10 protein-coding genes are annotated in these 22,177 nt (G+C 65.3%); all 10 read right to left on the reverse strand.

Features of this window, described 5'->3' with window-relative positions; translation table 11 throughout:
* Positions 1-243: 243 nt before the first annotated feature.
* Positions 244-390, reverse strand: coding sequence for a hypothetical protein (locus DyAD56_RS23890; RefSeq protein ID WP_158241304.1), 147 nt, complete (start codon positions 388-390; stop codon positions 244-246).
* Between the two features lie 796 nt (positions 391-1,186).
* Positions 1,187-2,368 carry a glycosyltransferase family 4 protein gene (locus DyAD56_RS09975; protein ID WP_102302624.1) on the reverse strand — a complete coding sequence of 394 codons (1,182 nt, stop codon included), beginning with the start codon at positions 2,366-2,368 and terminating at the stop codon, positions 1,187-1,189.
* Entirely contained in the window at positions 2,359-3,480 is a 1,122-nt protein-coding gene (locus tag DyAD56_RS09980) for a glycosyltransferase (RefSeq protein WP_102302625.1), read from the reverse strand. The genes DyAD56_RS09975 and DyAD56_RS09980 overlap by 10 nt, the downstream gene beginning before the upstream one ends.
* A 106-nt stretch (positions 3,481-3,586) precedes the next feature.
* On the reverse strand, positions 3,587-4,951 hold the full coding sequence (locus DyAD56_RS09985) for a phenylacetate--CoA ligase family protein (protein WP_102302626.1): 1,365 nt from the start codon (positions 4,949-4,951) through the stop codon (positions 3,587-3,589).
* A 6-nt stretch (positions 4,952-4,957) separates the two neighbouring features.
* Positions 4,958-6,223, reverse strand: a complete 1,266-nt coding sequence (locus tag DyAD56_RS09990; protein WP_102302627.1) for an O-antigen ligase family protein — start codon at positions 6,221-6,223, stop codon at positions 4,958-4,960.
* Positions 6,211-7,308: a polysaccharide deacetylase family protein gene (locus DyAD56_RS09995; protein ID WP_102302628.1), complete on the reverse strand. Its 1,098-nt coding sequence runs from the start codon at positions 7,306-7,308 to the stop codon at positions 6,211-6,213. Before DyAD56_RS09995 ends, DyAD56_RS09990 begins: the two co-directional genes overlap by 13 nt.
* The gene (locus DyAD56_RS10000; protein WP_233202368.1) at positions 7,302-8,390 is read right to left on the reverse strand and encodes a glycosyltransferase family 2 protein; all 1,089 of its coding nucleotides are present in this window, start codon (positions 8,388-8,390) and stop codon (positions 7,302-7,304) included. Before DyAD56_RS10000 ends, DyAD56_RS09995 begins: the two co-directional genes overlap by 7 nt.
* A 68-nt stretch (positions 8,391-8,458) precedes the next feature.
* Positions 8,459-14,905 (reverse strand): non-ribosomal peptide synthetase, encoded by a 6,447-nt coding sequence (locus tag DyAD56_RS10005; RefSeq protein WP_102302630.1) that lies wholly within the window; start codon positions 14,903-14,905, stop codon positions 8,459-8,461.
* The gene (locus tag DyAD56_RS24080; protein ID WP_199178935.1) at positions 14,902-16,683 is read right to left on the reverse strand and encodes an aminotransferase class III-fold pyridoxal phosphate-dependent enzyme; all 1,782 of its coding nucleotides are present in this window, start codon (positions 16,681-16,683) and stop codon (positions 14,902-14,904) included. The genes DyAD56_RS10005 and DyAD56_RS24080 overlap by 4 nt, the downstream gene beginning before the upstream one ends.
* On the reverse strand, positions 16,626-22,166 hold the full coding sequence (locus DyAD56_RS10010) for a polyketide synthase (protein WP_199178936.1): 5,541 nt from the start codon (positions 22,164-22,166) through the stop codon (positions 16,626-16,628). The genes DyAD56_RS24080 and DyAD56_RS10010 overlap by 58 nt, the downstream gene beginning before the upstream one ends.
* Positions 22,167-22,177: the final 11 nt, after the last annotated feature.

The following is a 22,177-nucleotide window of genomic DNA, read 5'->3' on the forward strand; positions in this document are numbered from 1 at the left end:
GGCGGTGTCGGATAAGTAGAGGGTGGGGTGTCGCACGCGCTGCTCTTCTCCCTCTCCCCTACGGGGAGAGGGTTGGGGTGAGGGGTGGGTGCTCGCTGCACCGTTTCATCTGTACCGTCACCCCTGCGCGCCCCACAAAAGGGGGTAAGGGCCGGGATCCAGTAGTGGTATCGCTTGGTCTTAGCGTTGCATCGGCCTGGCCGCCTACGCGGTGGGCGTTTCGCCCTCCTACCGGAGGCCGAGTCACTTTTCTTTGCTTGCCCAAAGAAAAGTAACCCAAAGAAAAGGCACCCCCACTTGGCGCTGGCCGGCGAAGCCGGCCAGTTCGTGTGGGGCGGCCGGGCTTTTCGACAGGGCTTCCTGCCCTGGCGAAAAGGAATCGGCATCCATGCCGATTCCCCTGCGGGCCTTTTCGTCCACCCCTCACCGCCGCACAGGGGGCCCGAAGGTCAAAGGCGAAAGCGGACGGCTCGTGCAGCGGAGCTGCACATCGCATCGCGGCAGGTCGCGTTGCTCCTGCTCTAGTGCGCAAAGCCAGAGAAGACGGACCGTGCCGTAACGCGGCGAGTTCTCCGCAGCGATAGGAAAGCGTAGCGTCCCCTTTACCTAGCCTCTGCGGTAGGAAAGCGTAGCGTCCCCATTCCCTAGCCTCAGCGATCGGGAAGTGTGGCGCTACCTGCTTTAAGTCCTCTTCGCATCGGCGCGTTGCGAAGCGCTCCGGAGTACCCGCTGTGTAGCGGCGGAGGTTGCCAAACCTCACGATTCCTCACCCGTTCGGGCTTATCCCCGCGCTATGCAGAGCTCCTCAGCGTATCGGTGCGTTGCGGTGTAGCCGTATTCCCCAATAAGGAAGTCGCTTGTTGCCGAATACCTCGAACTCCAAGGCTCGTATTCAACACTGTGCTGCCGGAGCTTTAGAGGCCATTTTCTTTGGGTTACTTTTCTTTTGGGCCAGCAAAAGAAAAGTGACTCGAGCGTCGGCAGACGATCGAAACGCCCGCTGCGTAAGCGGCCCGGCCGCGGCAACGCACGAGGCGATAACCACACTCACGGCTACTGGATCCCTGCCTGCGCAGGGATGACGGCATAGACGAGACGGTGCGGCGAGCACCCAACCTTTACCCCCTTTTCGGGGCTCACCCCAACCCTCTCCCCGAAGAGGAGAGGGACAAGAGCAGCGCGCCACTCATGGCGCCAAATACTTCACCTGCCCCGTACGACTCATCGCCGCCGCCTCAAGAATCCCACTCAACCGCTGGATATTCTCATCCCACCGAAACCGACCCGCATGCGCCGCAATCTGTCCGCCATCCCACGACCTGCCCAGCGCGTCGACCAATGCCCCCTCCAGCCCGATGCGATCATGCGCATCCACCAGCACGCCCGCATGTTCGGGCAGCACTTCGGGAATGCCGCCAACGCGCGTAGCGACGACGGGTGTGCCGCAGGCCATGGCTTCGAGTACGACGTTGGGTACGCCTTCGTTGTGGCTGGGCAGGCACAGCAGGTCGGCGGCGCGGAACCAGTCGCCCAGGGCGAAGTGTTCGATGGCGCCGACCAGTCGTACGCGGTTCTGGCAGCCCAGGGCGGCGGCGCGTTGCAGTAGTGCTTCGCGGGAGGGACCGGCGCCGATGAACAGCAGGTTGGCATCGGGGTGGGTGAGCAGTACGCGGGGGAAGGCTTCGAGCAGGTCGAGGCAGCCTTTGGTGTCTTTGAGGTTGCCTACGTAGAGGATGATGCGTTCATCCTGCGGCAGTGACAGTTTTGCGCGGGCTTCGCTTAGCGAGCCGGGATGAAACAGGTTGGGTTCGACGCCGTTGTAGATCACGTGCACGCGCGACGGATCGACGCCTAGTTCCACCACCTTATCAGCCAGTGCCTGGCTGACTGCCACTACGCCCTGAGCACCGCGCAATGCGTGGCGGATCTGTGGCCGCAATAGTGGCTGGGTGGCTTTGACGTTCAGATCGGTGCCGTGCACCTTGACCACGTACGGGATGCCCAGGTGGCGCGCGACCCAGCTCGCCGCGGCGGCATCCGGGTAGGCCCAGCTCAGCAGCATGCAGTCGTACTGTGCGCGCCTCAGGCGGCGCAGCTTCTGGCTCAAGAGCGAGATCAGCCAGAAGGCAGCGTGCATTGAGCGGCCGATCACCGGTGGATAGAAGAAAACGAAGTGGTCGGTGTTGACGTTGTTAGCGCGGAACGCAGTGGGTTTGCGGCCAAAGCGTTCACGGAAGTCCACGGCGGTGAGCACATCCACCTCGTGCTCCCGGCCGAGTCGCTCGAACTGTTGGCGGTTGAACGGGCTGCGCAATGGGTCCCAGGGCGATGGGAACAGATTGGTGAGTACCAGCACCTTCAGGCGCATGTCTCGCACTCCATGTCGAGGTACAGGCGTTCGTAGCGAGCCGCCATGGCTTCCAGCGAACCGTGTTTCTCCACCCATACACGCGCCGCGTGGCCGTAGGCCGATGCGCGGTGCGGTTGATTCAGCAGGGACAGCATGGCTTCGGCCAGCGCATCCGGATCGCCCGGCGGCACCAGTTGGCCGGTACGGCCGCTGTAGATGATCTCGCCGTTGCCGCCGACGTCGGTGGCGACGATGGGCAGGGCGACGGCGCAGGCTTCCAGCAGGGCCATGGAATAGCCCTCGCTGGCAGAGGACAGCACAAAGAGGTCCAGTCCCTGCAATAAGTCACGCACATCGTTGCGATCGCCAAGGAAATGCACGGCATCATGCACGCCTTCCTCTGTGGCGCATTGTTCCAGGTCGGCGCGTAGTTCGCCGTCGCCGATCAGTAGAAGAACCGCGGATGGATGCCGTGCGTGGATCTGCCGAAACGCGCGGATCAACCCGGCCTGGTCTTTGGTCCAGTTGAGCCGGCCGACGTTGCCAATGAGGAACGCGTCATCCGGCAGTCCAAGCATCTGCAGTAACTGTTCGCGCATGGGGCTAGACGCCGGCCGGAAACGTTCGACCGCGATGCCGTTGGGCACGACGCGTGTCAATTCCTGCGGAAGCATGCCGCGTGAGATCCCGTTGCGGCGCGCCGCTTCGCACACCGTCACTACGATGTCCGTGCGTGCCAGTGAGCGCCGGTATAGCCACTCCTTGCGGCCGGTGCGTTGTCCTGCGCCCATGCCGTGGCGCGTGTTGAGGATGCGCAGCACACGCAGGCCGCACGAGGCCAGCACGGCTTGGTAATGCGCCACCGCGTTGTGCGTATGCAGGATGTCGGTGGCGTGGCGATCGATGGCCCAGCGCGCGCGCGCCAAGGCGCGCAGGTCGATGCCGCGCCCTTTGTTGCAGGCGATGACGGGAATGCCGGCGGCATCCAGTTCGTGTGCGAGAGAACCCGTTTCGTACAGGCAGACCACTTGGCACTGGTGTCCCTGTTGCTGCTGTCGCTGCACCAGGTCGAGCACCATGCGCTCGAGGCCTCCGCGATTGAGGTTTTCGACCACGTGGGTGATGTTCACGGGGAATCGGACCTCATTGCGTGGCCAGGTTGGGGCATGGGCATCCTCGTTTTCTCAAGGGTTGTTGGTAGCCAGTGACCGGCCTGGTGGACGTGGGCCATGGCGCTCAAGCTCCCGTCAGTTCCGAGCGCGTGACACGGTGCTTGCCGCTGCGCGTGAGTGGGATGTCGTCCACGAAGCGGTGGTCCAGCGCCACCTCGTTGCCGAGCACCTTGGCGGTCTCGCGCCGGATGTAGGCGATGGAGGCGTCGTCGAAGTCGTCGCCGCGCACAATGGAAAGCTCCAGTCGGTGGAGTTCCCGCTGCACCAACTGGAAGCGCGTGAGGCCCGGCACATCCTTGAGCATGTGCGGGAAAAACTCGCCCGGCAGGATGCGACCATCCGGCGTGCGGATGGCGTCGAGCACGCGTCCTTCGATCCGCTCCAGCAGAGGCAGGCCGCGTCCGCACGGGCAACTGTAAGCGGCGGAGGCGGTGGCGAGGTCGCCGTTGAGGTAGCGGATGAACGGCATGCCGTAGTTGGACAGGTCGGTGATCGCTACTTCGCCGGGACCATTGGCGACTCGGCTGCCATCGGTATCGAGCAGTTCGAGCGCAAGATGGTCGGCATTGATGTGCAGGCCATGGTGATGCGCGCATTCGGAGGCGATCAGCATGAACTCGCGGCAGCCGTAGGTGTTGTAGACCGGGCAACCGAAGGCTTTGGCAATGGTGTCGCGTTGGTGGGGGTGAAGTGCCTCGGCTGCGCCGATCACGGCGTCGGGGCGATGCATCTTGCGTCCGGTCTCCACGATCCATTTGGCGAGCTGGTTCAGCGGGTTCACGTAGCCGACGATGATGGCCGGTCGATAACGATCGATGGCGTCGGCATAGGTGGACAGGTTCGATTCGGTCATCTCGAAGCTGTTGAGCATGCGGCGGGCGAACAGCGTGTTGTAGACATCGTCCTTGAACTGGTGCACACGGCCCGGCGTGCCCACCGCGCCCGCCCATAGGTATAGCGTGCGACGTCCCAGCCGCGATCCCGCCCAACCGTAGCCGCGCCACATCACAGCCATGCGGCGTTCGTAGCTTTCATGCGTGTAGCCCAACTTGAGCGGCTCGCCGGTGGAGCCGCCGGTGCGCTTGAACAGCAGACGGTCGCGCCAGGATGTGGCTTGCAAGTCGTCGAAGTTCTCGCGGATGTCGGCCTTGGTCAGCACGGGCAGCCGCGCGTAGTCGTCCATGCTGCGGATGTCTTCAGGGAGGATGCCCAGCTCGCGCCAGCGCCGGCGGTAATAGGGCACGTCGCGATAGCAGTGTTCGATCAGTGTCTTGAGGCGCTGGAACTGCAGCGCCGCGAGGGCCTCCGGCGAGTACCACTGGTCGCGCTCATAGGTATCCAGCCAGGACAGCGTGCTGCGGCGACGCAGGCCGCTCTCATAGGCCGGGTAGAGCACACGGCGGAAAACCCGTTCGTACCATTCACTCATGGCAAATCATCCTTCCGTCCTCAGCAGGATGCTGACCAGCACAAACAGCCCTGCGATGCTGCCGATGGCGGCGGGAACCCAGCGCATGCCGCTTTCGCTCATGCGGAAGGAGGGTAGGTCGCCAATGCGCTCGCGCGCGCCCAGGTAGAAGCCGGTGACGATAGCCAGCACCACGTACAACACGATCATGTAGCTGCGACTGAGGAAGAACGCGCAGGTGAACATGCCGCACAGCGACAGCAGCAGGGTCAGCGCCATCGGCCGCTCGATACTCCAGGCGGCATGCCGCTCGGGATCGGTGATGGGATCAGGCTTCAGGCGCAGCACGGTCGCGACCATCCAAAACGTGTAGCCGATCAGCATCAGCCACAGCACGTAGCCGACAAAACCGGTTTCTGCCAGCACCAGCACAAACGAATTGTGCGCGGTGAGCGGGTTGTAGTCGGTGAAATTGCCAGGGCCCACGCCGAGCAGCGGGTGGGATTTGAACATCTGCAGGCCTTCATACCAGGCGTCCACGCGGCCGCTGGCCGATTCCTCGCCAGCATCGAGTTCCTGCATGCGTGACGAAAGCATCTTCATCACCGCAAGGCCGGCCGCGCCCAATACGCCCGCGACGATGGCGCCCCGGCGATACCAGATGTAACCGCCAGCGACGACGAGTACGCCCAGCATCGCGCCGCGTGAATTGGTGAGACGCACGCCGTAGAGCAGGGTCAGGATGCAGGCCAGCCAGAGCAGCTTGCCGAAGAAGCCCGCGCGCTTGAGCAACAGGCAGGCCATGGGAAGTACCGAAACGAACAGCATGCCCAAGTCGTTCGGGTCGTTGAAGATGCCCACGTACTGGATGCGGCCGTCATCGCCAAGCGGGATGCCGGTCCAGCCGATGCCGGCGCTGGCTTGGCCGATGCCGTGCATCGCCAGCACCGTGGCGCACATCACCATCACCGCCATAAGCACCAGGATGCGTCGCTGCGTATTGCATGCGGCAGCGATCATGAAAAAGGTGAGCACGACAGGACCAAACTTGCCGAGCTGATCTTTCACGCCACCGACCCAGCCGTTGGCGACTTCCGACAGCATCAGCACCGCGAAGAAGGCCAACAGTATGACGAACTGCGGCGCACGCGGCCTGCGCGCGCCCGAGGTGAGCCACGCGGCGAAGGCCAGTGCCAGCACGATCGGCAGCACGGGCACGCCGAGTAGCGCCGGTATGTATTCCTGCGGCCTGACGATGGTCAGGACGACGTAGCAGAGGATCAGTGGGAACATGACGCATCGTCCGTCGACGCCAGATGGGCGGGCGTCGGATAGCCGACCACGCCAGGCATGGCCAGCAAAGCGGCGAACCAGGCTTTGCCGTAGTAACGCTCCACGGCGATGCGGTACAGCGAGTAGCGATTATCGGCCGGTCGCGGGTTGGTGCCGCTGATGTAGCTGCAGGCCAGGTCGAAGCCTGCATCGCGCGTCACCTCGATGACCTGTCGATCGAATGCGCGGTTGCTGCCCACCGGGTAGGACATCAGCAACGGCATGGGGCCGAGTTCGCGCAGCAAGGCATTGCGGGAGTCGAGAACCTCGTGCTCCAGCTCCTCACGCGGCAGCTTGGAGAGCATCCAGTGATTCACGCCGTGCGAGCCGATCTCCAGACCGGCGGCGCGCATTTCGCGTAGCTGATCCCAGCTCATCGGGCGACAGTCCGCCGGTCGCGCATGTTCGGAGGGCATCTGCCACGCGTCCTCCAGGCGGCGGATCATCGCTGCCTGTGCCAGCGCGCTGATCTCCTTCATGTTGTCGAGTACGCGTCCTGCCAGGGCGCGGCGTTCGTCGCGCGTCGCTGGCATCGGCACATCCATGCCTAGCTCGGGAAGTTCCAGCCGCGATGCATCGCTAAGCAGGATCAGGTGCACCAGCCAGTCGTACGCATACGGACGACCGCTGTCGATGTGGCCGGTGGAGATGAAGAAAGTGGCGGGTACGCCGAGTTCCTTCAGGATTGGATAGGCAATGCGGTAGTTGTCGTCGTAGCCGTCATCGAAGGTGATCACCACCGCATCGGGCGGCAGCGGATGGCCCGCGTTGATGGCGGCGGCCACGTCACTGAGGCGCATGGGGCGATAGCGGTCGCGCACCAGTGTCATCTGTTCGCGGAACTCTTCCGGCGTGGTGCTGACCAGCTCCATGTCGAACTCGTACTGCTCCGGATCGGGTACCGGCATCACGCGGTGATAAGCGAGGATGCGCAGGTCTTTCTGCCACCAGGCGCGCATTTTCTGCAGCGGGCTGAGCAGGCCCGCGCTGTAGCACAGCTCGCCTAGCCGTTCACGGATGCCAGTGTGCGGCGTCTGGCTCACCATAGTTGTTCCCCTCGGCTGCGCGCATAGGCGATGGACGCCTGCGCCGCGTAAAGATTGAGATAGAAGAACGCCACCATCAGGCGCACCGGCAACCAGCGCCCTGCCGTGGGCCGAGCACGTTCGATGGCGACCAGCCCGACGCCGCCCAGCAAGACGGCAAGCACGGCGCCATACGCCAGTTGGTGACGCGCCAGATAGGCGGAGGACAGCAGCAGCGACAGCAGCAACCACGGCGCCAGCAGGCGAAGCATCTTGTGGCTCATGAACTGGAACCACAGCGGGTTGCGGGCGGGTGAGAGCAGCCACGGCGCCACGTCGATCAACTGGAAGCAGCCGACCATGGCGCGCATGCGGCGCGCCTGTTCGTCCAGCGGCGCCTGTGCGGTTTCGCCCCAGGCGACGGCACGCGGTTCGAACACCACGCGCCGGCCGTGGGCGGCAACGCTCATGGGTACAAGTACGTCGTCGAGCAAGGTGTCGGGTGGCAAGGGCCTGTAGTACTCGGCGCGCACGGCATACAGCGCCGCGCAGACACCCACCGATGAGCCGCAGAGGCTTTCCTGTCGGCGGATGAATTTCTCGTAGTGCCAGTAGGCATTCACGCCGTGGGCGAAGGTGCTGCTCACGTTTTCCAGTTCCAGGCTGCCGCTGACTGCACCTACCTGCGGATCGCCCAGGTTGCTCACCACTTCGCGCAGCGCCAGCGGCGACAGCTTGTGCTGGACGTCCGTCATCAGCAGGATCTCGCCGCGCGCGGTGGCCACGGCATCGTTGAGGCACAGCGCCTTGCCGCGTGACACGGGAAACTCGAGCACCCGTACGCGCGCGTCGTGCGAGTGGCGCACGAGAGCGGCGGTGCGGTCTTTGCAGCCGTCGCAGGCCACGATGATCTCGATGTACTCGGCAGGGTAGTCCAGTGTGCGCAGGTTCTTCAGCTTGGCGCGGATATGCCTCACGCCGTCGCGCACCACGATGATGATGGACACGGTGGGCAGTACCGGCTGTTTGCGCACCGGTCGATGCATCAGCTTGCCGCACAGCCAGGCGATCAGCGGGTAGCCGATGAAAATGTAGAGCAGCATCCAGAAGCTGCCCCTGCATACCCATGTCGCCATTGTCGTCATGTCCCGCCCCCTGTGGTCACGCGCGTTCACCGTCGGCCGAACAGTTGCCGCAAGCGTCCGCCCAGCGAGGCGCTTTTTTGCGGTTCCGTCAGGTCGCCTTCCGGCAGGGCCGCCGCCAGTGATGCCAGCGGGCTGGTCGCGACGTCGAGCAGGTTGAGCTTTACCCCGGTTTCCTTGCGCACCAGCGTGACCATTTCGATCGCGAGCAGCGAATGGCCGCCGATGTCGAAGAAGTTGTCGCTGGCCCGCACGTCGTCCGCGCCCACCAGCTTGCACCAGACTTCGCCGAGGTAGCGTTCGCGCGGGTCATCGCTGGCGCTTACGCCCGGTTCGGCGTCATCAATCGTCAGTGTGGTGTTGAGGACAGGTGGCGGCAGCGCCTTGCGGTCGGTCTTGCCGTTCGGCGTGCGTGGCAGCGCGGACAGGCGCACCAAATGTTGCGGCTGCATATAGGCGGGAAGGCGCGCTGCCAACTGTGCGCGCAGCTTTGGCCAAACGAGTTCTTCGTCTTCCGTGCACACGGCATACAGCACGAGGCGTTCGTCATTGGGAGCGATCTCGCGTGCCACCACGACGCAATCGAGCACGCTGGGTTCCATGCGCGCTACGGCTTCGATCTCGCCGGGCTCGATGCGGTAGCCGCGCAGCTTTACCTGGAAGTCGAGGCGGCCGAGGTGTTCCAGTGTGCCGTTCGCCAGCCAGCGTGCACGGTCGCCGGTGCGATAGAAGTGCTTGCCGGGTGCAAAGGGATCGGCCGGAAAACGTTCGGCGGTCAGTTCCTCGCGATGCAGGTAGCCCAGAGCCACACCTTCGCCACCGATGCACAGTTCACCGGGTACGCCGATGGGGCAATGCTGGCCGTATTCGTCGAGAACGTGGATGGTGGTATTGGCGATGGGCGTGCCGATGGAGATACCGCGTTCAGGCTGCTCGACGCGCCAGCAGGTGGACCACACCGTGGTTTCGGTGGGGCCGTACATGTTCCACAATTCGGCGCCGCGTGCGAGCAACTGTTGCGCCAGATCGCCGGACAGCGGCTCGCCACCGCATAACGCATGGAAACCAGCTGCCGGCTGCCAGGGCGTTTGCAGCAGCAGGTGCCAGGTGACGGGCGTGGCCTGCATGATGGTGGCGGCGTGTGCGTCCAGTAGTTGGCACAGGGCATCGCCGTCCATCGACTCCTCGCGCGTGGCGAGCAGTACTTCGCCACCGACGCTGAGTGGGCCGAACAGTTCCAGCACGGCGATGTCGAAGGAGAGCGTGGTGACGGCGAGCAGGCGTTCGTCTGCATGCAAGCCTGGGCGCTGCGCCATGCCAGCCAGGAAGTTCACCACCGCACGATGCGGGATGGCGACGCCCTTGGGGCGGCCGGTAGAGCCCGAGGTGTAGATCACGTACGCAACGGATTCGCCGTCGAGCGTGGCATTCGTCGGCAGGCGCGTATCGGGCCGGGATGCGATCTCGGCGGCGGCTTCGTCCAACAGGAGTCGCGCGCCGCCGTTGTCATCAATGCGCGCAGCGATGGCGGATTCGGTGACCAGTACAGCGAGCCGGGCATCCTGCGCCATATAGGACAGGCGGTCGGCGGGGAAGTCCGGGTCCAGCGGGACATAACCCGCGCCGGTCTTGAGCACGGCCAGCACCGTGGCGAGCATGTCGAGGCTGCGCGTGAGGGATACACCGACCAGTGCGCCGTGCGCCGCGCCGCGTTCGCGCAGGGCATGCGCAATGCGGTTGGCACGCGCATCCAGTTCGCGATAGCTCAGTGTGACGTCACGGCAACGGATGGCCGCGCGTTCCGGTGCCTTGTCGCATTGCAGCTCGAACAGCTGATGCAGACGGGCATTGGGGATGCTTAGCGAGGTCTGGTTCCACTCGGCTAGAAGGGCGCTTTCGTGCTCCGGCAACAGGTCGAGGCGCGCGACAGTCTGGCTGGGATCGGCCAGCGCGGAGGCGAGCAGGCTCTCGTAGCAATCACGGAAGCGCGCTGCCGTTGCCGGGTCGAAGATGTCGGCGTTATAGGTGATGCCACCCAGCAAGCCTTGTTCCTGTTCGAGGAACCACAGGCCGATGTCGTCCGCGGCGCCGCGCTGGAATACGGGCAGATGCTCATGCGACAGCTCGCCCCAGGACACGATGCGACGGCGTGCATCCTGGAAGGAGAACATCGCCTGCGAGATCGGTGGCCGGCTTTCGTCGCGTGCCAACCCGAGCGAGAACACCAGTTGCTCGAACGGTACGTCGGGATGCGCGAACGCATCAAGCACTACCTGTCGCACCTGTTTCAGTACGTCGCGGAACGGGGCCTCGGGATCGACCGCCACGCGCAGCGGCAGCGCGTTCACGAACAGACCCATGATGCTTTCGGTCTCCACACGGTCGCGACCACGGACCGGCGTACCGACGATCAGGTCGCGCTGGCCGCTCAGGCGATGCAGAAGCACGTAGTACGTCGCCAGCAGCACCATGAATGACGTGGCTTCTTCGCGTTGCGCCAGCGCATGCACGGCGGCGGCGCGCTCGGCGGGAATGCGGACCCATTCGGTAGCCCCTGCGCCCGACATACGCGCAGGGCGTTGGCGGTCGGTGGGAAGTTCGAGCGGTTCCAGCGCGCCGTCTAGTGTTTTGAGCCAGTGCGCGAGTTGTTTCTGCACGGTGTCGGTGCGCATCCAGTCGCGATGCCATGCGGAGAAATCGGCGTATTCGATGGGCAATGGCGGGAGGCTGGCGCCGTCGCCAGCGCAGCGCGAGACATAGGCGCGCGACAGATCCTCGTACAAGAGATCGAACGACCAGCCATCCCACACGATGTGGTGGGCCATGAAGAAGAACACATGGTCGTTGTCATCCAGCCGGAACAGGCGCGCGCGATACAACGGTGGCTGCGCAAGGTCAAACGGCTGGGCGATGTCGGCGTCCAGCGTCTGCTTCAGCACGTCCAGGCGTGCCTCCGCAGGCAATGCGGAGAGGTCTTCCAGAAGCAGCTCGGGCAGGAGCCCTGCATGAATGCGCTGTAGCCCGCCGTTCTCGCCGGTTTCGATGGAGGTGCGCAGGGCTGGCTGGCGTTGCACCACGTCGCGCAATGCCTGGCGGAAAGCCGTTACGTTCATTGGGCCGCGAAGACGATGCGCGGAGGGCGTGTTGTAGACCACGCGACCAGGGTGCAGTTGTTCCAGGTACCACAGGCGCTGTTGCATCGAGGAGAGCGGTGCCACGTCGCGATTCGCGAGGCGCGGGATGTCCGCCGATGGCGTGGCCGTATCCGGTGCGCGATAGCCGTCGATGGTCTGGGCCAGTCCTTCGATGGTCGGTGCGTCGAACAGTGTGCGGAAGGACAGCGCGATGCCGAACTCCCGATTCAAGCGTGCGGTGAGTTGTGCGGCAAGCAGCGAGTGGCCGCCCAGTGCGAAGAAGTTGTCGCGAACGTCCAGTTCCGGCAGGGCGAGCACGGCTTCCATCGCGGTAGCCACGCGGCGCTCGGTGTCGGTGCGGGGCATAAGGCGGTCGCGGCGCGCTTCGGCGGTGGGGTGCGTAGGTGCGGGAAGCCACTTGCGGTCGATCTTGCCGTTGGGAAGCAGGGGAATGGCCGGCATCGCCACAAAGTGCTGCGGCACCATGTAGTCGGGCAGGCGCTGGCGCAGGGGCGGGCACAGATCGACCGTTTCCAGGTCTGCGCCTTCGGCGGCCACCACGTAGGCGACCAGGCGCACGTCGCCGGGGCGGTCCTCACGCGCCATCACCACGGCACGGGCGACTTCCGGCAGATCGGCCAGCGCGGTTTCGATTTCGCCAAGCTCGATGCGGTAGCCGCGAATCTTCACCTGGAAATCAAGGCGACCGAGGTGTTCCAGCTCGCCCTTGGCCAGCCAGCGGCCACGATCACCGGTGCGATACATGCGCGCATCGGCTTCGCCGGAGAACGGATCGGGCAGGAAGCGTTCCGCATTGAGTTCCGGGCGGTCGAGATAACCCAGGGTCACGCCATCGCCGCCAATGTAGATTTCGCCCGGCATGCCCAGCGGACAGGGTGCGCCGTGCTCGTCGAGCACATGGACGGTGGTGTTGGCGATGGGCTGGCCGATGGTGATGCCGGTACGCGGATCGTGCGCGCGCCACAGTGTGGACCACACAGTGGTTTCGGTGGGGCCATAGGCGTTCCACAGCTCGCCGCAACGTGCCAGCAGCGCTTCAGCTAGATCGAGCGGCAGCGGCTCGCCGCCTGCAATCGCCTTGAAGCCGGCGTGTCCCGCCCAGCCCGATTCCAGCAGTACCCGCCAACCGGCCGGCGTTGCCTGCATGATCGTGGCGCCGCTGCGTTCCACCAGCTCGCGCAGCGCGCTGCCGTCGCGTACATGGTCGTGGTCCGCCAGCACGATGGCGGCGCCCACGCTGAGCGGCAACATCAGTTCGAGGAAAGCGATATCGAAGGACAGCGTGGTCACGGCGACGAGGCGGTCATCCTCGCGGATGCCGGGTTCCCGTTGCATGCTGCTGATGAAGTTCGATGTCGCGCGGTGTGGTACGCGCACGCCTTTGGGCTTGCCGGTCGAGCCGGAGGTATAGATCACGTAGGCGGCGGATTCCGGCGTGGCTGAGCCTTCGTCGCGCGGCAGGCGCTCTACGCTCGCTGCGTCGATGAGCGCTGCGTCGCGCTTGAGCGAGAGCACATTCGCTGCCGGGAATTCAAAGATGGCCGAGGCTTCGTCGTCGACGATAAGCGCGGCGAGTGAGGCGTCCTGCGTCATGAAGGCGAGGCGCTCTGCCGGGAAGCCGGGGTCGAGCGGCACGTAGCCAGCGCCGGATTTCAGCACCGCCAGCAGCGCGGCGATCATGTCCGCGCTGCGGCTGAGTGACAGGCCGACCAACTGGCCCCGCTGCACGCCGCGCCCGCGCAACACGCGAGCGATGCGATTGGCGCGGGCGTCCAGTTCGGCGTAGCTCAGTGGTGCATCGCCGGCGATGGCAATGCGGGTGGGGACGCGATCGGCCTGCTGTTCGACGTATTCGTGCGCGAGTCGTTCCGCGGGATACGCGGTGCGTGATGGCTGCAGCGCTGTCAGGGCTGCGAGCGCCGATGGCGAAGCAAGCCCGAGCGCGCTGCCGGCCGCCTGAGGCGCCGCTGTGGCGTGCCGCAGCAAGGTGGCATAGGCGTCCAGCCAGGCCTGGATGGTGGCGGGTTCGAACAGGTCGCTGTTGTACTGGCATTCCAGGCGGATGCCGTTCGGCAACTGCGCGGCGTTGACGAACAACTCGAAGTTCTCGAACGCGCGCGGGTTGCCGGCGAATTCGAAAGAGAGTCCGGGGAAGCTGACAGTGCGCTCGTCCAGCGCCTGATCCAGATTGAACAGGACGCCAGCCAGCGGCAGCCGGCTCGGATCGCGCGGCAGGGCGAGGCGCGCAAGCAGGCTGCCTAGCGTGTACTGCTGATGGTCGAAAGCATCGAGCATGTCGCTGCGCACCTGCTTGAGGCTGTCCTCGAACGGTGCGGCCGTATCGAGCATCACGCGCAGCGGCAGCACGTTGACGCAGTGACCTACCAGATCCTGGTGGCCGCCTGCAGCCTGTCCGGCCGAGGGGATGCCGATGACCACATCGTCCTGCCCGCTGAGCCGTTGCAGCAACAGGCCGAAACCGGCGAGCAGGGTGGCGTACAGGCTCGCGCCACGCTGCGCACCCATGCGCTTGATGTCAGCGACGAGCGATGCGTCCAGCGATAGATCTTCGCGGCGCGAATGGAAGCTACGCTGGCGAGGGCGTGGATGATCGGTGGGCAGGTCCAGCGACGGTGTGGCGTTGGCGAAGCGGGCGAGCCAGTAGGCTTCGTCGTCCTTGCCGGCGGCGCTCTGTGTGTGATCCGCCTCCGCGAGTGCGTAGTCGGCGAACACGTCGGCAGGTGGCAGTTCCTCGCCCTTGCCGATCTGCTGCGCATAGAGCGCTGCAAGGTCGCGCACGATCACGCCGAACGACCAGCCATCGCACACGATGTGGTGCGCAGTGAACACCAGCAGGTGTTCTTGCGATGACAGACGCAGCACTTCGGCGCGCACTAGTGGGCCGGTGTCTAGGTTGAACGGTTCACTGACCACGCGCGCGAGCGTGGCTTCGATCTCGGCCTGTTGCTCGTCTGGCCCCAGCCACGAGAGCTCGCGCAGCGGGCAAGGCAGGTCCAGTTCCGCAGCAATGCATAGCTCGCCGCCGTCGCTGGCGAAGGTGGCGCGCAGCGCTTCGTGGCGCTCCGGCAGTTGGCGCAGCGCGGTCTGCAAGGCCTCCACGCTGAGATCGCCATGCAGGCGCAGCGACACGGATTCGTTATAGGCGAGCGAGGCCTCGGGCTCCAGCGTGGAGGCCAGCCACACTTCGCGTTGCGGCGCGGTGGCGGGTACTACGCGAGCCAGCGCCGCACCGGCGAACGGGTCGTAGTCGACGGCGATCGGGCTGGCGTCGGTTGCCTGCGCGGATTCATGCGGGTTCATGCATTCACCCTCATGTATTTGCCCGGCATGTCGGGGTTGGGCACGAACCAGGCTGGGTTGCCTTCGTGATCCTTGCCCAGCCGCGCGCCGACCACGGGTGGGCGATTGGCATCGATGGCCAGTGCTTCCACGTTCTTGTTGCGCGGCAGGAATTCGGCTTCCTGCATCTCGAGCACGGAATCCTTATAGGCCTTGGCGATGGCCTGGAAGTCCTGCTCACTGTGCGCGGTAGTGAAGAAGCAGGGGAAGTTGTCCAACAGATGGATGCCACGGCTGCGGATCATGGCGAACAGCAGGTCCTGCAGCGGATGGTCTTCGGTGAAGTTGGTCTTCCACACCGAAGCGAAATGCACCAGTTGGATGGGCGCGCCGACGCTGGCGCAGAAGGCGTTGAGTTCGTCCATCAGCAGGCTGGTGCGCGCGTTCAAGCGCTCCTGCAGTGCGGCACCATTCTGCTTGAGGTGGTTGAGCACGGCATGCGCGGCGGCCAGTGCCAACGGATGACGCACGAACGTACCAGCGAAATAAGTGACGCCGACGGTCGGGATGGAGGCATCGCCGTACTGCCAGCCGCCACCGTCCAGCGCGTCCATGTAGCGGCGCTTGCCGGCGATCACGCCGATGGGGAAGCCGCCGCCGACCACCTTGCCGTAGGACGCCAGGTCGGCGTCGATGCCTAGCACCTGTTGCGCGCCGCGCGGATGCGAGCGGAAGCCGGTGACCACTTCGTCGAAGATCAGCAACGCCCCGGCGTCGGCGGTGATGGCGCGCAGCTCCTTGAGGAAGTCGCGCGGTTGGAAGTCCGGGCGGCGGCTCTGCACCGGCTCGACCAGCACGGCGGCGATAGTGGATGCGCGCTCGCGGATGATCTGCAGCGTTTCAGGTGTGCCGTATTCCAGCACCAGCACGTTGTCGGACGTGTTGCGCAGGATGCCCGGCGCAGCTGGCACTGAGCGCAGCTTCTTGGTGCCGCGCACGATGACTTCATCAAATATGCCGTGGTACGAGCCGGTGAAGATCACCAGCGTGTCGCGACCGGTGACGGTACGGGCGATGCGGATGGTGCCCATCACTGCTTCTGATCCGGTGTTGCACAGCGCGGCACGGTCGAAGCCGGTGAGCTCGCACACCTGCTCGGCCACTTCGCCGGCCAGCGGGTGTTGCGGGCCGATTTCGTAGCCGGCATCGAGCTGGCGGCGTACGGCGTCGAGCACGAAGTCAGGCTGCCAGCCGAACAGGTTCATGCCGAAGCCGTTGAGTGCGTCGACGTATTCGTTGCCGTCCAGATCCCACACCTTGGAGCCTTTCGAACGGTTCACCACGATCTGGTAGATCATTTCCTTGAGCAGCGGACGGAAGCCGTTCACCACGCGCGGATCGGCCAGATGGTCGCGATGACGCTGCGTGTATTCCTTGGAGGCCCGCGTGCGGTCGATGTAGCGACGCATGAAAGCATCCAGGCGCGCATGCTGGCGATCGGTCAGGTCCGTTTGGGTGGAGTGGATGCGGGCAATGGCCCCGAAGGCCTTTTTCACGTCATAGGTGGTGTGGGCGAGCGTCGCTTCTTCATCCTGTGCGGACGGCTGAGCGGTTGCGCTAGCGACCGGGGCGGCGGGCGCAGCCGGCGCGGGTGCCACAGCGACGGCTTGCACGGGTGCGGGCGCGGCGGGTGCCACGGCCATGCTTGCACCGGCGAGCAACGCAAGTTGCTGCTGCATGATCAGCATCTGTTGCTGGATAAGGTCCTGCACAGCGTTGCCGCTGGCGGCAATCTGCATGACCGGCGCGGCGATGGCGGCGGGAGCCACCGACGCGCGGATGCGGCGGGAAGAACCGGGTTGGCCGGAGCGGGAGTGGCGGCATCCGGCGGCAGCATCTGATCGATATGCATGGCGAGGCGCTCGAATGAGGAAAACGACTCCATCAGTTCGCGGAAGGTGATCTTCAGCGCGAAGGTCTTCTGCAACTGCAGCGCGACCTGAGTGAGCGATAGCGAATCCAGCCCCAGCTCGACGAAGCCGGCCGTGGGCTCGACGCCTTCCAGCTCGGCACCCGAAACGTCTTCGAACAGCTCGGTGAGCTGGGCGAGCAGGCGGGCGTGACGGGGCGAGCCGGCATGGGCGCCGGAGACGTTGACATCCATGGGAGGCTCCACAACAGAGGTAGGCGAAGAGGCGAACAACGGCACGACGTTGTCCGCCAAGGGAATAGGTGTGGTGGCGATGGGCGTGGCGGCGACTGGTGCGGCGGCTTCCACCCAGTAGCGCTTGCGCTCGAACGGATAGGTGGGCAGGCGTACGCGGCGGCGATTGGCGCGGCGATCCAGCGAGCACACGGCGACGGGCAGGCCTGCGCACCACAGCTCGCCCATGGCGGCGACCCAGGCGTTGCGCTCTGCCGGCTCCGCATCCGCGATGCTGGACACTACCTGGTGCCTGCGGCTTTGCGTGTGCTGGCGTGCGAGCGTGGTCAGCGCGTTGCGGGGACCGACTTCGAGGAATACGCGCGGCTGTTCACCCATTTGCGTGAGCAGCGCTGGCGAGAAGCGCACGGTACCGCGCAGGTGGCGGGTCCAGTAGTCGGGCGAGGTGGCGTCGGCAGCGTCGAGCAGCTCGCCGGTGAGGGTGGAAATGATTGGTAGGGTTGGTGCCGAAAGCGCGATGCGCGCCACTTCGGTGCGGAACGGTTCGAGCACCGGTTCCATCATGGCGGAGTGGAACGCATGCGACGTCTGCAGCAGGCGGCAGGCCACGCCTTCCGCTTCCAGTTGCAGGCGGAAGGCTTCGACATCGGTGGTTTCACCGCTGACCACGCTAGCGTTGGGGCTATTCTCCGCGGCCAGTTGCAGTGACTTCGGAAGACGTGCACACAGTGCATCGGCGCCGAGTCGTACGGAGAGCATGGAGCCCGCGGGCATCGCTTGCATCAGGCGGCCGCGACGGGCGATGAGGTGCGCGCCGTCCGTCAGGCTCATGACGCCGGCGATGACGGCGGCGACGAACTCGCCGACGCTGTGGCCGATCATCGCGACTGGCGTGATGTCCATCGAAAGCCACAGTTTCGCCAGCGCGTATTCGATGGCGAAGGTGGCCGGCTGGGTCAACGAGGTTTCACGCAGGGCGGCGGCATCGCCGTCGAACAGGCGCTCGCGCAGGTCGAAGCCAAGCTCGCTGCGCAGTGCCTCGGCGCAATCGTCTATGGCGGCGCGGAAGGTGGGCTCGCTGGCATACAGCGCCTTGCCCATGCCTGCGTACTGCGAACCCTGGCCAGGAAACAGGAACACCACCTCGGGTGCCGGCTTGGTGGCTTCGCGCACGTTGGCGGCGGACAGATCATTCAGGCGGGCCACGGCTTCATCGGTCGTCGTGGCAACCACGCATGCCCGATGGGCAAAAGCTTTGCGGCCGTGCAGCAGTGTGCTGCTGACGTCGGCGAGATTGGCATCGGGGTTGGCTGCCAGGTGGCTGGCCAGGCGCGCGGCGGATGCTGCGACAGCCGATGCGGTGCGACCGGATAGAAACAGCAGTTGCGGTCCTTGTGCCGCATCTGACGGAGTCGTCGCCGGAGCCGCTTCCATAATCACGTGCGCGTTAGTGCCGCCCACGCCGAACGAGCTGACGCCTGCACGCAGCGGTTGCTCGCTCGTTGGCCATGGGCGCAACGTGTCGTTAACCACGAACGGCGAGCCGGCGAAATCGATCTTGGGATTAGTGGCCTGCACGTGCAGCGAGGGCGGCAGCAGCCGTTCGTGCAGTGACAGTGCCGTCTTGATCACGCCAGTGGCACCCGCCGCGATGACGGTGTGCCCGACGTTGCTCTTGACCGAGCCGATGGCGCAGTAACCGCAATCGTCCGTGTGCTGACGGAACGCAGTGGTCAGGCCTTCGATTTCGATGGGGTCGCCCAGCGGCGTGGCGGTGCCGTGGGCTTCTACGTAGGAGATGGAGCGCGCGTCCACGCCGGCGTCGGTCAGGGCCATCGCAATGACGGCCGCCTGACCTTCGCTGCTCGGTGCGGTAAAGCTGGCCTTGCCGCCGCCGTCGTTGTTCACCGCCACGCCGCGGATCAGGGCGAGTACATCGTCGCCGTCGCGTTGCGCATCCGACCAGCGCTTGAGCAGCACGATCGCTGCGCCATCGCTGAACACCGTGCCCTGCGCTTGTGCGTCGAAGGTGCGCGTATGGCCGTCGGGTGACAGCATGGAGCCTTCCTGCGCGATGTAACCACTGCGTGGCGGGCAGGTGATCGATACGCCGCCGGCGATAGCCATCTCGCATTGCCCGGCGCGCAGCGCGGCCACGGCCTGGCAGATGGCAACCAGCGAGGTCGAGCACGCGGTGCTGACGTTGACTGCCGGGCCGGTGAGGTTGAGTTTGTGCGCCACGCGCGTGGCGAAGAAGTCCTTTTCGTTGGCCAGTGACACCTGGAACGCACCGAGCTTGTCGATCAGGTCCGGGCGATGCGTGAGGTGATGCTGGAAGTACGTGGCGTGGTACATGCCGCCGAACACGCCAACCGGTACATCGTTGCGGTCCGGCGTATAGCCGCCGCGCTCCAGGCACTCCCAGCACAGTTCAAGAAAGATGCGCTGTTGCGGATCCATCAGTTCCGCTTCGCGCGGCGAGATACCGAAGAACGCGGCATCGAAATCTTCCACGCCATCGACGATGCCGCGCGCGGCGACGTAGGCAGGGTCGTTGCGCAGAGAAGCGGGAATGGATGCGTCGAGTTCCTCTGCGCTGAAGTGCGTGATGGATTCGCGCCCTTCGCACAGATGGGACCAGAAGGTTTCCACGTCGGCTGCACCGGGGAAGCGTCCCGCCGCCGCGACGATGGCGATGGGCTCGTTCGCGTCGCCCTGGCGTCCGCGCGACAGGCGCGAGGCAAGGGCGGAGCGCGCGCCGCGCCCTTCGATCAGCGCGGCTAGCGCGGCGGGCGTCGGGTCAGCAAAGAAGGCAGGGATGGTGGGTGTCGCGGACATGTCGGCATGCACGCGTTCCATCAGGCGGACGGCGAGCAGTGAATTACCGCCAAGGTCGAAGAAGTGATCCAGGCGGCCCACCTGATCGATCTCCAGCACGTCGGAGAACAGTGCGCATAACCGTTGCTCCAGCTCGCCGGACGGCGGCACGTAGCGGTCGGCAAGTTCCGGGCGGCCACGGCCGGGTGCGGGCAGGGCGCGGCGATCCAGCTTGCCGTTGGTGGTCACCGGCATGCTGTGCATACGCACATACGCGACAGGCACCATGTACTCGGGCAACGTCTTCGCAAGTTCTGCGCGCAGGGTGCGTGCCGTGACGGCGGCATCTTCGGCAACGAAATAGGCCACCAGGCGCCTCTGGCCGGGCTGGTCTTCGCGCGCAAGCACGGCGCTGGCACGCACGCCGGGCAGGTTTTGCAGCGAGGCTTCAATCTCGCCGATCTCGATGCGATAGCCGCGGATCTTCACCTGTCCGTCGATGCGGCCGATGAAATCGATGATGCCTTCCGGCAGCCAGCGCACCAGGTCGCCGGTGCGATAGAGCTTGCCGCTACCGGCGAACGGATCGGCGACGAAGCGCGCGGCGCTGAGTTCCTCGCGCGCCATGTAGCCGCGTGCGACGCCTTCACCGCCGATGTACAGCTCGCCGATGACGCCAGGCGGCACCAGTTGGCCGCGGGCATTCACGACGTACAGCGTGGTGTCGGCGATAGGGCGGCCAATCGGAATGGAGCGTGCTGTCGCATCCAGGTTCGCTGGTATGCGGAAGGTCGTGGCGAACGTGGTGCACTCGGTGGGGCCGTAGCCGTTGATCAGCGTGGTGGTCGGCAGTAGCGACTGGGCCTTGCGGACATGCGGGACGGACAGTGCTTCGCCACCGGTGAGCAACTGTTCCAGACCGCTCAGGTGGGTGCCGTCTTCGTCGACGATGGCGTTGAACAGGGCTGCGGTGAGCCAGGCGATGCGCGCGTCGTGCTGGCGAATGGTGCTGGCCAGCCCACCGCCGCTGGGCACGCGTTCGTCGTGGACGATGCAGGTGCCGTTGTTGAGCAGGGGGCCCCAGATCTCGAGCGTGGCAGCGTCGAAACCGAGCGGAGCGGCATGCAGCACGCGAGGAGCGTCGCCAAAGTCTACGTAGTGGATGTCACGCACCAGCCGAATGATCGAGCGGTGGCGGATCTCCACGCCCTTGGGCGTGCCGGTGGAGCCGGAGGTGTACATCACGTAGGCGAGTGCGTCGCCGTCGAGCGCGGGCAGGGTGGCGGTGCCGGTGGTGTCGATCAGCGAGGCGATATTCCGCATCGGGGCAACGACGCCCGGCAGCGGCTCCGTGCCGATAGGGGCAATCAGCAGCGCGGCTTGCGCATCTCCGAGAACGAAAGCGAGTCGTTCTGGCGGATTCGTACGATCCAGCGGGAGATAGGCCGCGCCGGCCTTGAGGATGCCGAGAATGGCGACGATGGCTTCAGGCGAGCGATCCAGCAGCAGCCCGACTGTCGAGCCCGGCGTGACGCCTGCCATGATCAGGCCTGTGGCGACGCGTTCGCTGCGTTTATCCAGCTCGGCATAGCTGAGCTTGCCGAGCGGGCCGTCGAGCGCGGTGGCGTCGCTTAGGCGGGCTGCCGCATCGCCGAAAAGGCCGTGCACGGTATCCGCGATGTTGCGCGGTATGGTCGTATCGTTCCAGGTGGACAGCAGGCATTCGACGGTTTCGCCATCGAGCGCCGATACGGACTCAATGGCGTCTTCATGCGCAAGCGAACGCAGTACGTTCTGCAGGGCACGGGCGAGCGTGAGCACCATGGCTTCATCGAACACACCGGTGTCGTAGTCGATCTGCACATGATCGCCTCCCGGCAGGAGGGACCACCGGATCGGAAGCGATACCGTCGGCAGGGTGTCGTCGCTCCACGCGCCAATGGCGCTCGGGCTGCGTTCGTCAGCGGGAGTGGGCACGGTGTGCATGAGCAGCCATGCGTCGACGCCACTTTCCATCGGGATGGTGTGGGACACATTGCCGGACTGCGTAGCCAGCACGATCTCCGCTTGTCCCGTAAGGCGCGAATCCACCAAGGCAAGTGCGGCGCGGCGAAGCTGTACGGGCGAAACATCCAGGCGCGCTGCCCGCGCGTCGATAGCGTCGATCACGGTCGAGTCGATGGCGAGGGTCCGCTGTGCGCGCGGATTCTCGGTTGGCGCCGACGTCTGACGGCTCAACACGTCGAGCAAGGACAGCTCCGTGCTGGCGGCTGACGTGGACGGGATGTTGGGATGATTCATGGGCGTTCACC

It is taken from the genome of Dyella sp. AD56, from assembly GCF_002878475.1.
In the GTDB taxonomy this organism is placed as follows: Bacteria; Pseudomonadota; Gammaproteobacteria; order Xanthomonadales; family Rhodanobacteraceae; genus Dyella.